The 13,223-nt window shown below is 51.0% G+C and carries 14 protein-coding genes; 8 read left to right on the top strand and 6 right to left on the bottom strand.

Translation table 11 applies throughout. From position 1 onward, the window contains the following. Positions 1–71: 71 nt before the first annotated feature. Together IE181_RS00930 and IE181_RS00935 are read left to right on the top strand one after the other, a co-directional pair. Positions 72–944: a 3-hydroxybutyryl-CoA dehydrogenase gene (locus tag IE181_RS00930; protein ID WP_191249686.1), complete on the top strand. Its 873-nt coding sequence runs from the start codon at positions 72–74 to the stop codon at positions 942–944. Between the two features lie 98 nt (positions 945–1,042). After that, positions 1,043–1,717 (top strand): glutathione S-transferase family protein, encoded by a 675-nt coding sequence (locus IE181_RS00935; RefSeq protein WP_191249687.1) that lies wholly within the window; start codon positions 1,043–1,045, stop codon positions 1,715–1,717. 64 nt (positions 1,718–1,781) lie between these two features. Here the strand turns inward: IE181_RS00935 and IE181_RS00940 are convergent, their stop codons facing one another. Further along, positions 1,782–2,357 carry a TlpA disulfide reductase family protein gene (locus IE181_RS00940; protein WP_191249688.1) on the bottom strand — a complete coding sequence of 192 codons (576 nt, stop codon included), beginning with the start codon at positions 2,355–2,357 and terminating at the stop codon, positions 1,782–1,784. A 25-nt stretch (positions 2,358–2,382) separates the two neighbouring features. Between IE181_RS00940 and argH the strand changes: the two genes are divergently transcribed. Together argH and lysA are read left to right on the top strand one after the other, a co-directional pair. Further along, on the top strand, positions 2,383–3,843 hold the full coding sequence (gene argH / locus IE181_RS00945; RefSeq protein ID WP_191249689.1) for an argininosuccinate lyase: 1,461 nt from the start codon (positions 2,383–2,385) through the stop codon (positions 3,841–3,843). 154 nt (positions 3,844–3,997) lie between these two features. Next, positions 3,998–5,269, top strand: a complete 1,272-nt coding sequence (gene lysA, locus IE181_RS00950) for a diaminopimelate decarboxylase (RefSeq protein WP_191249690.1) — start codon at positions 3,998–4,000, stop codon at positions 5,267–5,269. Here the strand turns inward: lysA and IE181_RS00955 are convergent. From IE181_RS00955 to IE181_RS00965, 3 genes are all read right to left on the bottom strand, one after another. Next, a complete protein-coding gene (locus tag IE181_RS00955) occupies positions 5,209–5,649 on the bottom strand; it encodes a response regulator (protein WP_191249691.1) in 441 nt (146 codons plus the stop codon). The genes lysA and IE181_RS00955 overlap by 61 nt on opposite strands. A 115-nt stretch (positions 5,650–5,764) precedes the next feature. Beyond that, positions 5,765–6,319, bottom strand: a complete 555-nt coding sequence (locus tag IE181_RS00960; RefSeq protein WP_191249692.1) for a phosphoribosyltransferase — start codon at positions 6,317–6,319, stop codon at positions 5,765–5,767. A 4-nt stretch (positions 6,320–6,323) separates the two neighbouring features. Then, positions 6,324–7,511, bottom strand: a complete 1,188-nt coding sequence (locus tag IE181_RS00965) for a zinc-ribbon domain-containing protein (protein ID WP_308430906.1) — start codon at positions 7,509–7,511, stop codon at positions 6,324–6,326. A gap of 164 nt (positions 7,512–7,675) precedes the next feature. Here IE181_RS00965 and ftsE point away from each other — a divergent pair, with 164 nt between their 5' ends. Genes ftsE through IE181_RS00985 form a run of 4 tightly spaced genes read left to right on the top strand, consistent with a single transcriptional unit; the run spans position 7,676 to position 10,950 of the window. Continuing rightward, the gene (gene ftsE / locus IE181_RS00970) at positions 7,676–8,449 is read left to right on the top strand and encodes a cell division ATP-binding protein FtsE (RefSeq protein WP_191249694.1); all 774 of its coding nucleotides are present in this window, start codon (positions 7,676–7,678) and stop codon (positions 8,447–8,449) included. Next, positions 8,442–9,329, top strand: a complete 888-nt coding sequence (locus tag IE181_RS00975; protein ID WP_191249695.1) for a cell division protein FtsX — start codon at positions 8,442–8,444, stop codon at positions 9,327–9,329. Before ftsE ends, IE181_RS00975 begins: the two co-directional genes overlap by 8 nt. 13 nt (positions 9,330–9,342) lie before the next feature. Next, positions 9,343–9,897, top strand: a complete 555-nt coding sequence (locus tag IE181_RS00980; RefSeq protein WP_191249696.1) for a YdcF family protein — start codon at positions 9,343–9,345, stop codon at positions 9,895–9,897. A gap of 12 nt (positions 9,898–9,909) precedes the next feature. Continuing rightward, positions 9,910–10,950: a DUF2125 domain-containing protein gene (locus IE181_RS00985; RefSeq protein ID WP_191249697.1), complete on the top strand. Its 1,041-nt coding sequence runs from the start codon at positions 9,910–9,912 to the stop codon at positions 10,948–10,950. A gap of 35 nt (positions 10,951–10,985) precedes the next feature. Here IE181_RS00985 and IE181_RS00990 read toward each other — a convergent pair whose 3' ends face one another. Both IE181_RS00990 and hisC read right to left on the bottom strand, forming a co-directional pair. Further along, the gene (locus tag IE181_RS00990; protein ID WP_191249698.1) at positions 10,986–11,915 is read right to left on the bottom strand and encodes a prephenate/arogenate dehydrogenase family protein; all 930 of its coding nucleotides are present in this window, start codon (positions 11,913–11,915) and stop codon (positions 10,986–10,988) included. 23 nt (positions 11,916–11,938) lie between these two features. Continuing rightward, on the bottom strand, positions 11,939–13,057 hold the full coding sequence (gene hisC, locus IE181_RS00995; protein ID WP_229819045.1) for a histidinol-phosphate transaminase: 1,119 nt from the start codon (positions 13,055–13,057) through the stop codon (positions 11,939–11,941). Positions 13,058–13,223 lie beyond the last annotated feature (166 nt).

Here is a 13,223-nt window from a genome sequence, read left to right on the forward strand (position 1 = left end):
TCCAGCGGACTGCTGCCTCTGCCAATAGATCGGGCAATATAAGCTCAAAAACAGTCTGGATAGAGTAAGTCATGGTAGAAAAAGTAGGTATAATCGGCGCAGGCCAAATGGGTAGCGGTATAGCCCATGTATGCGCACAGTCTGGTCTTCAGGTTGTTCTAAACGACCTTAGTCTGGAACGGGCAGAAGCAGGCCTGGAAGTTATCAAAGGCAACATGGCACGTCAGGTGTCAAAAGGAAAACTGTCCCAGGACGATATGGATGCCAGCATCGCGCGTATCGCTTTGGTTGACACAATTCCTGCGCTTTCCGACTGTGATCTTGTGATTGAGGCAGCGACCGAGAAAGAAGATGTGAAAACCTCTATCTTTCGCCAGCTTTGCGAAACATTAAAGCCGGATGCCCTGATCGCCTCTAATACATCCTCTATTTCCATCACGCGTCTTGCAGCCAGTACAGACCGTCCGGAACAATTCATGGGTGTACATTTCATGAACCCGGTTCCGGTAATGAAACTGGTTGAACTGATCCGTGGGATAGCTACAAGCGACGCAACCTTTGATCGTTTCCAGGCGTTTGTCGACGGCTTGAATAAAACCACTGCTGTATCAGAAGACTTCCCGGCTTTCATCGTAAACCGGATCCTGATGCCAATGATCAACGAGGCGATCTATACCCTCTATGAAGGTGTCGGTAATGTCGAAGCCATCGACAGTGCTATGCGTCTTGGCGCCAACCACCCAATGGGTCCGTTGACACTAGCTGACTTCATCGGGCTCGATACCTGTCTTTCTATCATGCAGGTTCTGTATGAAGGTCTGGGTGATAGCAAGTACCGCCCGTGTCCGCTTCTGGTAAAATATGTGGAAGCTGGCTGGCTGGGCCGCAAAACCAATCGTGGTTTTTACGATTATCGCGGCGAGGTTCCAACACCAACACGCTAGTATCTAAAAACTTCAGCTATTCACAGCACAAAGAAGCCCTGCCTTGACGTGGGGCTTTTTTCGTTTCTAATGACGCAGACAGAGAGGAAGGAAACAAAATGTCCCTAAAAATATATCTTGGCTCAAAAGCCTATTCCAGTTGGTCCCTGCGTGGGTGGCTAGCACTCAAACATTCCGGCCTGCCGTTCGAGGAAACAGTACTCCGACTTGATACACCTGAATTTTATCAAGGACTTGAAGGTATTAGCCCGACAAAATGCGTCCCTGCACTTGTCCACGATACAGTCACCGTATGGGATTCTCTTGCAATTATTGATTATATGGCGCGGATAGCACCGGAAAAATACTGGTGGCCAGAAGATGATGCCGCATATGGTCATGCCCGGTCCATTACGGCAGAAATGCACAGTGGCTTCATGGGGCTTAGGTCTCATGCACACATGAATATGAACCGCAGATTTTCCGGTCTTGAACTGGGGCCTTCGGTTCAGAAAGATGTAGACCGTGTTGTAGCATTATGGACAGATACACGGGAACGTTTTGGCCAAAACGGCGACTTCCTGTTCGGGGAATTCTCAGCGGCAGACATGATGTACGCCCCCGTTGCATCCCGGTTCAAAACATATGGCCTCCCCATTGACGGCATAGCGGCAGCCTACGCAGAGGCTCTCTACAGCCATCCCTTTATTACCGAATGGTATAATGACGCGATTGCGGATCCTTTTGTCGTTGAGAAAGATGAAGTAGGTCCAGGACTTACAAAACTCGGATAAGGCATGTTCTTCAAACAAAAAAGCCAGCAAAATTGCTGGCTTTTCATATAGAATCAGAGGGATTTTATTGTTTCTTGAGCGCGGTAAATAAATCAAGCGCCTCGGGTGCATCCCACTTAAGCGGCCCAAGGAAACTACCGCGCACCTTACCTGACTTATCAACAATCAAACTCATTGGCAGCGCTCCTTGCGCAAGATCGAACGCAATCTGCGCGGTAGGTTCCGCATAAAGCGGCAGGCCTTCAATTCCCCACTCTGCCAAAACATCGCGCGCCTGTGCAATGCCGCCGCGATCAACATTAATCGCCACAACCTCAAATGTGTCGTCACCAAGCTCCTTTTGCAGGTTAGCAAGTTCCGGCATCTCGGACTTACACGGCGCACACCAACTGGCCCATAAATTGATCAACATGACTTTCCCGGTCATATCCCGCAACTTGACTTTAGAGCCATCTTCACGGGTTACAACGTGTTCCGAAACCATGCCTGGAGCACCGTGAACACGGATTCTAGCCATTTCGCCGGTTAAATATTCAGAAAATCCGTCTTCTTTGATTGTTCTTGGCGCAAACTGACTATATGCTGCGACCGCGAAAAGTACGATAACCAGACCTGCAAGAATGGTCTCTTTTTTAAGCATGTAATTTAATCTCCGTAGGTACGCAATGAGTTCACAAAATACCCCCGACGCCCAGAATAACAAGCCCTCTTCCGCTTTGGAAAATACACAAAAAAGTGAAGGCGGGAAAGGAAACTCCATGTGGGGTGGTCGATTTGGTGATGGCCCGGGCGCTATCATGCAGGAAATCAATGCCTCCATCGACTTCGATAAGCGCCTGTACCGCGAAGATATCCGAGGCTCCAAGGCACATGCCAAAATGCTGGCGGCACAAAATATCATCACTGAAGCAGACCGGGATGCCATCCTGACGGGACTGGACCAGGTCGAAAAAGAGATCGAAGCCGGACAAATGACCTTCGACCCGGCACTGGAAGATATTCACATGCATGTGGAATCCCGCCTGCGGGAGATCGCTGGTGCAGCCGGTGCACGCCTTCACACAGGCCGGTCACGCAATGATCAGGTAGCGACCGATTTCCGTTTATGGACCCGCGATGCGTCCGACCGCATGATCGCGGCTTATGATGCGCTGCTCAGTGTCATTCTCAATCAGGCAGAGCGCTATGCAGACACGGTCATGCCAGGCTTTACCCATTTGCAAACAGCACAGCCAGTGACGCTTGGTCACCACCTGATGGCCTATTATGAGATGTTTGCGCGGGATCGGTCCCGTCTGCAGGACTGCCGGGCACGAATGAATGAATGCCCACTGGGTGCGGCTGCGCTTGCGGGTACCAGCTTCCCGCTTGACCGGGATATGACAGCAAGGGAACTTGGTTTTGACAGACCTATGGCAAACTCGCTTGATGCTGTATCCGCAAGGGATTTTGCGATGGAACTTCTGTCCGCGATGTCTATTGCAGCAGTGCATTTGTCACGCCTTGCTGACGAGATTGTCCTGTGGGCAACTGCGCCGTTCAAATTCATCACACTGTCTGATGCTTTTTCGACCGGATCCTCTATCATGCCGCAAAAACGCAACCCGGATGCCGCTGAGCTGGTCCGTGCCAAGGTTGGCCGCATCGTCGGTGCGCAAAACGGCCTGATGATTGTCATGAAGGGACTGCCTCTTGCCTATTCCAAGGATATGCAGGAAGACAAAGAGCCCGTTTTCAAGGCTGTAGACGATTTTGCGCTCTGTCTGGCTGCCATGACAGGTATGCTCGAAGACCTGCGCCCGAATGCGACTGCGATGGCTGCGGCCGCGGGTGGTGGCTTTTCAACGGCAACCGATCTGGCAGACTGGCTTGTCCGGGTACTTAAAATGCCGTTCCGTGATGCCCATCATGTTACCGGTACCATTGTAAAAATTGCAGAAGACCGCGGCGTTGACCTGTCTGACCTGTCCCTTGAAGACATGCAGGGTGTCCACGAAGCGATCACTGCAGATATTTTCACGGTCCTAAGTGTAGACGCATCTGTTGCCAGCCGGACCTGTTTTGGCGGCACTGCACCGGACAATGTCCGGAAAGCCGTACACGCAGCAAGAAAGGCACATAAATGATACGCCTTGTAAAAGTTATTTTCCCCGTGATTGCGGTCTGCCTTGGGCTTACCGCCTGTGGCAAGAAGGGAGAGTTGTTACCCCCGGACGCACCGGAAAAACAATCTCTGACAACACAGTTACCCAGTTAACGCCCTACTAAGGCTGCCTGACCATGGACCACTTTACTTACAAAAATGACATTCTGCATGCCGAGGATGTCGCTCTTACTACCATTGCACAAGCTGTGGGGACACCCGTGTATGTGTATTCCCATGCTACACTTACCCGTCATTACCGGGTCTTTCGGGATGCCTTCAAAGCACTGAACCCGTTGATTTGTTTCGCGGTAAAAGCAAATTCCAATCAGGCAGTTCTGGCTACTCTTGCACGAGAAGGGGCCGGCGCAGACGTTGTCTCCAAGGGCGAGTTGATGCGTGCCCTGCGTGCCGGCATACCCGCAGAAAAAATCGTCTTTTCCGGAGTTGGCAAGACTGCGGACGAAATGGAATATGCGCTTAAGGCAGGGATCAAACAATTCAACGTGGAGAGCGAGCCTGAGCTAGAGGTTTTGAGCGCTGTTGCCACAAGAATGGAGCAAACTGCCCCCGTATCCATCCGGGTAAATCCGGATGTGGATGCGAAAACGCACGCCAAAATCTCCACGGGTAAAGCCGAAAACAAATTCGGCATATCATGGACCCGCGTTGACGAAATCTATGCGAAAATTGCAGCCTTGCCTGGCCTTGTTGCCACTGGCGTTGACGTCCATATCGGTTCGCAGTTAACCGACCTGGCTCCATTCCGGGAAGCATTTATCCGGGTCGTTGACCTAGTAAAGCACCTTCGCGCCAATGGCCATGATATCCGTCACATTGATCTGGGTGGTGGTCTTGGTATTCCCTATGTTGCAGAAGAAAAAGCCCCGCCACTTCCGGCAGAATATGGGCAGATGGTTATTGATGTGCTCGGCGATCTGGACTGCGAACTGATTTTCGAACCAGGACGCCTGATCGCAGGCAATGCCGGTGTACTGTTAACCGAAGTCATCTACCGCAAAGAAGGCGAAGGCAAAACATTCTATATTGTCGATGCTGCGATGAACGATCTGGCACGTCCTGCCATGTATGATGCACATCACGATTTTTTCCCGGTTAAGCGTGATACCGATGCTGAAATGGACGTTGCTGATTTTGTCGGCCCCATATGCGAATCCGGCGATACCTTTGCAAAAGGCCGTAAGACACCGCGTCTTCAGGGCGGGGACCTGATGATCATGAAATCCTGTGGGGCTTACGGGGCAGTTATGTCGTCCACCTACAATACCAGACCCCTTGTGGCCGAAGTGATGGTCAAGGGTGATCAGTATGCCGTTATTCGCCCCCGTCAGTCGCTGGAAGAATTAATATCTCTGGACTGTTTACCCCACTGGGAGATCGTATCCTGAACCGAGGCAGTTGCGCTGATGGGTGACCCAAGGGCGGCACTCACAGCCGACAGCAGCTGATCCATGCCAAATGGTTTGGGAATAAGGCCCACGAACAGCGATGCAAGATTGTGCGCGCGCTGTTGCTCGTTCGCATAGCCTGTCATCAGGATAATCGGAACTGTGGGTCGCTCTGCTTTGATTTTCAGGGCAAGGGAAATGCCGTCCATCACCGGCATTGCGATATCGCTTAGACATAAATCAACGTCACGGCCTTGTATCATCGCAAGTGCGTCGGCACCGTCTTGCGCGGCCAACACTTCATGCCCATGCAAAGCCAATGTCCGCGCTACAAAGTCGCGAACAGCTCTTTCATCTTCAACCACTAAAATTCTGGCCATTGGTCACACATCCATCTTTCGCCTTTTGCGAAAATGCTGAAATTATTTTTTGTAACCGCTTACACTTCTTGCAGCCTGCTACAAATCCTCGGAACACACCAACGCTTGCGGGGTATTACGCCTGTCCCATTTTGCCGATGAATGGCAATTCCCGGTACCGGTATCCTACATCCATACCGTACCCGATTACAAAAACATCCGGACATTCAAAGCCAATAAAGTCGGGCTTGGCAAGTGTTTCCTTACCATTACTTTTATCCAGTAATACGACGCTTGTCACGCTTTCTGCACCTAGTGATAGAAAATTTTCCACCGCGAAAGACAAAGTAGCACCCGTATCAAAGATATCATCGATGATTAAAACGTCTCTTCCTTTGACATCCAGATTAGATGCAGCAAGGAGCTTCACTGTCTTTTCCCGTCTGTTTTTCTCCAGTTGGATAAAGTCCATTTCCATCACACAGCCGCGACTGGACATGGCGCGTGTCAGATCGGCTGCAAACATCATGGCACCGTTCATGATAACCTGGGCCACAGGTTCTGTGTCAAACCACCGGCACAGGCTTTTTGCCAGCTCCTCAATGCGTACCACAATTTCATCAGATGTTATGATAGGCTCTATACCGTGATGGGCGCTATGTGCTTCTTTCCAATCAAAAAAATAGTCCATGCCCCTAATTTTCCCGTTCGTCTGGATGGGTGCCAGGTCGCTCAGAATATTGACCTTCGACAACTTCAACGGTGGCACTGGACGCCCCGCGCGGAATAGGAAATCTGATTTCTTTAAACTTCAGTTTTTTACCGCGTGCAATCAACAAACCGGGCGGATCAAACTTCCAGCTATCAATAATTTTACCGTTACCGTCCAGAATATTGGCCTGTACTTTTGGCACTTTTGCACCCATACGGCCTTTGTTTTCGACATAGCCGTAAATCTCCAGCACCCGGCGTTTATCCTCAACAACAACTCTGGACCCTGTGACCAGCGCGACCACATTTGTTGGCTCCTCCACAACGGACGGAGACAGTGTTTCACCAGCTTCTTCGAACTCTTTTTTCAGCGACTCGGCGTCATTCATACCTTCAAAGTAGGCATAAATCATGCGGCTGGCAGGCCAGACCTCTTTGACTTGGTCCTTATAAAGCGCGAAAACCGCCCCAATACCAACCCACAGTGCGAGTAAAAGCAGCCCCAAAACGGACGCCAAAATACGTCTTCGGCGCAAACGTCCTCGTTCATGCAGGCGCCTTTGCTCGGCTCTACGCCTACTTAGAAAATCTTCTTCCTCCAGCGCGTCTTCATCAAAGTTGTCCAGCTCATCGCCGTCCTTCAGGGCCGCCCCTACGGAAATATCCTGTTCTGCATCGCCGCCGCTTGGGGCAGTGTCATCAGCACTGTCCGCGGAACTGTCAGATTGACCATGCTCCGCCCCTGATGCTTCACCCGGCGCTTCGTCCCCAGTATCTTCATGCTCTTCGCGGGTAAAAACGTCACCATTCTCAGATGACGTATTCGCATTTGATGCATCCCCAGAAGGTTTTTCGGCTTCAGCCAGCGGTGTGACTGTACCGGCAGCCATTTGCCCGTCTACTGGCTCGGCAGCGCCTTGCTCGTCACGCCCAAGAATCTCGCGGGCAGCTGCCGCTAATGCCTCATCGCGTTCTTCAACACTTTCAAGCACTGACAGTTTAGGCATAGGCGGAAGAAGGTCGTCCGGACGCGCATGCCAAACGTTGCTGCACATTGCGCAACGAACTTTGCGGCCCCGTTGGCCAACCGCATTTTTTGGCACTTGGAACTTAGCATCGCAAGAAGGACAAACTAGGATCATACTAATTCCATAATTGATAGGCCCAATCATTCCCGAACAAAGGGCGACTATTTAATAGTAACTGTATATGATATTCGGTAAAAAAAACAAGCAGATGCTATAGATTCTTATTCAGATAGAAGTTGGAGCACATCGGCCTCTGGACGAAAGAATGTTCATATGCAATGTTGCAAAGAAAATACGCGAGGATTTCAATGATCCGATTTGAAAATGTTGGCATGCGCTACGGAATGGGCTCAGAGGTACTGAAAGACATCAGTTTCACCCTTGAACGCGGGTCATTTCATTTCCTTGTTGGGCCTTCTGGCGCAGGAAAAACCTCGCTGTTGAAACTCCTGTATCTTGCACACCGTCCATCCCGCGGCCTTATACATTATTTCGGTAACGATACGACTGAGATGAGCCGGCTAGAACTACCCAAAATCAGGCGCCGTATTGGTGTTGTTTTTCAGGATTTCCGCCTGTTTGACCATCTGACGGCCTTTGAAAATGTCGCCATGCCGCTGCAGATAAACGGCGCCAAGAAAGCGCAAGTGGCCGGCCATGTTGAGGAACTTCTGGAATGGGTAGGGCTGAAAGACCGCATGCATGCCAAGCCGCCTACACTGTCCGGCGGGGAAAAACAGCGCGTTGCAATTGCCCGTGCCGTTATTAACAAACCTGATTTGCTGGTCGCGGATGAGCCAACCGGTAACGTTGACCCGGAAATTGCCAAACGTCTGATTCACTTATTCTCGGAACTGAATAAAACCGGCACCACAACGGTTGTTGCCACCCATGACGAATCGATCGTTGAGGCAGTGGGCGCCCCTGTCCTGCATCTGAACAAAGGCGAGCTGGAGAAACAGCGCGGCTTTAAATATCAGCCGTACGATAAAGCAGTTCACGCGGCTCAGGGAACAATAGACGGCCCAGCCGAACAGTCCCGCAGAGCAGCCATCCTTCAGGGAGGCAAGCAGGATGGTTAATATCTTTTACAGATCAGCGCGCTTTCTACCGGAAAGAGCCGCCGGAGAGGGCTTGCTGCCATGGGTGATAGGAGTGATGATATTCTTATGCACCTTGTCTTTCTCCCTGACTTCATCGCTGGGAGCTGGTCTTGAGAAATGGAGCGAATCGCTTACAAACAGTCTCGCCATCCAGATCGTGACAGAGAATGAAGCAGAACGAGATAGCCAGACAGATGCTGTCATGCGGATGCTTGAGGCAACACCAGGCATCAAAGGTGTCTCGGTCGCCGCACAGTCAGATGTTTTGGCGCTATTGGCGCCGTGGCTCGGCGATATCCCAATCGGATCAGGACTGCCTCTGCCTACTCTGATTGATGTGGAGCTCGAAGACGGCAATGCCCTGAATATCGAGGCGCTTAGAGAACGGCTTAAAGCCACCGCCCCAAACGCCAGCGTGGATGATCATCAGGAATGGATGAACCGTATCATTGAATTCGCAGCTGTACTGCGTATTGCCCTGACGGGTGTGATGTTTATGGTTATCCTATCCACCATCGCGATTGTTATTTTTGGTTGCCGGACCAGTTTGGCCACCCACCGCGAAAGTATCGAGATAATGCACCTGATTGGTGCAGAAGACAGCATGATCGCCCGTGCCTTCATGGACCGATATCTGGTACACGGCCTGCTTGGCGGGGTCGGCGGCGTCCTGCTGGCAGGTGGTCTTTTGCTGCTGCTTGCCAATATTGCCGAAGATATCGGCCAGGGGTTAATAAGCGCGTCTGTTCCGGACCTGTCCATCATAGGATGGCTTATCCTGATCCCGCTAATATCCGGAACATTGACGATGACAACCGCTTTTGTCACTGTCCGGCGTGCTTTAAGCAAAATGCTGTAAGACAGGAAATTTCATGGCACAAACCGTAAAAGGATTGAAATTTCTGCTCTGGAAAATACCGCTCTATCTACTGGTGATATGGGCGCTTGGCTTTATCCTATTCTATACAACAATTGATTCCGTTGAAGGGGAAAGCACAGAACGTGCCGACGCAATTTTGGTATGGACGGGGGGTGCCGGACGTATCACGACCGCCGTAAACCTTCTAAAGGCAGGCCGGGCAGAACGTCTGCTGGTGTCAGGTGTGCACCCGGACGTTGCCGACACGGACATCACGTCAATGACAAATACAGCACAAATCCTGTCCGAATGCTGTATTGATCTTGACCATACCGCCCGAAACACACTTGGCAATGCCCGAGAGTCAGCCGCCTGGGCCCGCAGCCACAATTTTGATACGCTTATTCTTGTGACAGCTGATTATCATATGCCGCGCAGTCTTATTCTTATGCGGCGCGCGATGCCCGAGGCAAAAATCATTCCTGACCGGGTCAAGAGTAATGCGTCACTACGCTATTTGGTGGTAGAATATAATAAATATCTGATCACCCTTCTTCGAATTGTATAGGGATACCCTTTGATGACTGAGCAAGAACCGACTGGACATAATGCGCCAACGACGGAGCAAAGCGCACAGCCTGCCAAGGAGAACAGTCTGATACGCAACTTCCGCAATGCTTCTTTTGTATTGATCACCGCGGTGCTTGTTTATAGCGGCGTGTGGTACACAACTGCTTTTGAAGCAAAAGAAGAAATCATCAAAGCACTGAATGCGGTTGAAGCAAAAGGGCACAAGGTAAAATATAAAGATGTGGAACTGGAAGGGTTTCCCTACCGGATCATCGTTACAATCCCGCAAGCAACCGTTATCAGCCGCAGCGGGAACATGAAATTTCAAACCCGCAATGTAACACTTATCAGCCATGTCTGGACGCCAACCCACTGGATGGCCGAAGCCAGCGATGTACAGGCGTCTCTGTTTGACCGGTCTCTTGAATTTACAGATGACAGAATGCGGGCCAGCTACCGGGTCATGTCAGATAAATCCACCATTATCGCGATTGATTCTTTCGGTGCTGATGATTTCACCCTAACCCGTGGTTTTGGGTTCCGCGGTGCATATACATTCAAAGACTGGCAACTCTTCTTCCGGCTACCCGACGTGGAAGCTGCATCCCCTTCAGACGCAAGTGGCCTTTATGGTACGCGGGCATTTGATTTTAAGGCAGTGATTGACAAAGGACTATGGTCATCAGAAATAACCGGTGGGCTAATTGGTGATATGCCGAAAGACTGGACAGAAAACAGTCTGGCAAACTGGCGCGATGAAGGTGGGCTGTTAATGCTGGATTCTGCATCCCTGACTTCAAGCGGCTCCGCCCTGAAGGGCAGTGCCAGTATCGCCCTTGATATGGAAATGCGTCCGCTGGGTAGTGCAAACTTCACAGTTAGAGGCGCTGACAGCCTGACCGCATTGTTAGCTGCTGCCACATCACTTGATGCACATTCCCTGGACAACGGCATCCAGAAAAATCAGGAAGACATCTCCCTTCTCATGCAGAATGGTACGGCATCCCTGAACGGCACCCCGGTCAAAAGGCTTAGCCCGATCATCGATTAAAGATACAGCGGAACCAGGCTGGCAAAACTGCCCTGCTAGTCTTCATGGGTGCGGCCAAAGTCAGCTGCATCTGTTTCCTGGCCTGCATCAATAATCCTGCGCCGGATTGTCCGCGTGCGGTCAAACAGATCATATAGAGCATCCCCGTCCCCCCAGCGAATTGCTCGCTGCAGCGCCGTAAGGTCTTCCGAGAAACGCCCCAACATTTCCAGAACAGCATCCTTATTATTCAGGAATACATCCCGCCACATGGTCGGGTCCGATGCAGCAATCCGGGTAAAGTCCCGAAAACCGCCCGCAGAATATTTAATCACTTCGCTGCGGGTCACTGTTTCCAGATCAGAGGCCGTACCCACAATATTGTACGCGATAAGGTGAGGAACATGGGATGTTATCGCCAGCACCAGATCATGATGCTCTGCATCCATAATTTCGACAGTACTGCCAATCGCTGTCCAGAACTCTGTCAGACGCTGTACGGCCGTCCGATCAGCCCCCTCTGGCGGGGTTAAAATACACCAGCGGCCATCAAACAGCCCCGCAAAACCTGCCTCCGGGCCAGACTTCTCCGTACCGGCCACAGGGTGTCCGGGTATCAAATGCACCCCTGAGGGGACCGACACTTGCAGTGCCTCAAGGACAGAAGCCTTAACACTACCCACATCCGTAACCGTGGCCCCGTTTTTCAGATAGGTGCCAATCTGACTACCGACGATACCAATCGCCCCCACGGGCACTGCCAGAATAACAAGATCGGCAGTTTCAACGGCGTAGCTGATATCCGTTTCAAAAACATCCGCCAGATTTAGCTCAAGCGCTTTTTCAAAGGCCTGCGGATCACTATCATACACCACCAGTTTGTCCGCCAGTTTCGCACGTTTGATTGCCCGCGCCAAACTGGATCCAATCAGACCGATTCCAATGATTGTTATCTGACTATACTGACCTGTATTCTGTTCACTCATATCACTTATCTAGCCCTGAAGTATCACGACAGTGCAGGATCACTATGGCCTGCACCGCTCATAAATGCTGTCAGTAATTCCACAACAGCCCGGTTTTGTTCCTCTGTACCAATCGACAGACGCAAGTGGTTCGGCAAAAATCCCAAATGCCGCAGGATATAGCCATTGTCCATCAAATATGCGTTGGCTTCTTTGGCAGTAAACGGGCTTTCATCAGGAAATTCAATTAGCAGAAAATTGGTTTCACTTTCCACCACATCAAGACCAAGGGCCATCAGACGGGCCCGCACCCAGTTGCGCCACTCCCGGTTAAACTCTACCGATGCCTTCAAGTGTGCCTGATCCTGCATCGCAGCAATGGCGGCATATTGACCAGGCAAGCACACATTAAACGGCATTCTGATTCTGTTCAGAATGTCCACTACTGCAGCAGGTGCATAGGCCCAGCCAACACGCAGACCAGCCAGTGCATACATTTTTGAAAATGTGCGGGTCATCACCACATTGTCAAACGCATCCACAAGCTCTTCGCCTGCCTTATAGTCCTCTGCCGTGACACATTCCGCATAAGCTGCATCCAAAACAAGCAACACATGTGCAGGCAGGCTACTGTGCAAACGCTTAATTTCGTCCCAGTTGAGATAGGCCCCTGTTGGATTGTTTGGGTTGTCGATAAACACCAGTGTCGTATTATCTGTGACTGCATCCAATATGCCGTCCACATCCGCCGCCCAGTTTTTATTCGGCACCGCAATACCTGTTGCGCCCACAGACTCTGTGACCAGCGGATAGACCATAAAACCATACTGGCTATAGATGACTTCCTTGCCGGGGCCTGCATAGGCATGGATTAAAAGCGTCAGCAAATCATCAGATCCGGCACCACAAACAATCCGGTCAGCGTCTAAGCTATGCACATCTGCAATCGCGTGCCGTAACGCATGGGAACCACCGTCAGGATACCGGCAGATATCGTCTGCTGCCGTGCGGGCCGCTTCCAGCGCCGCAGGGCTTGGACCAAACACAGATTCATTTGCAGAAAGCTTTACAACGGGACGCCCGTTATCAAGAGAAGCCTTACCCGGAACATATGGGTTCAGATTCATGATCCACGGGTGTGCCTGTGGTCCAGACTGTGACATAGAAAACTCCGTCATTATGCTGCAGACATAAGCCTGTTAAACTGGCACGGACACTAGCCCTGCGCGCCCCCAAAGGCAAAGGAAACTTTCCCTAAACCGCTTCGGAGATTGACATCCAGAGTCCAACCGGCTTTATGAAGGAATATTTTAGCAACGAAGGTACAAC

Origin of the sequence: Kordiimonas sediminis (assembly GCF_014656395.1) — a bacterium.
GTDB lineage: Bacteria > Pseudomonadota > Alphaproteobacteria > Sphingomonadales > Kordiimonadaceae > Kordiimonas_A > Kordiimonas_A sediminis.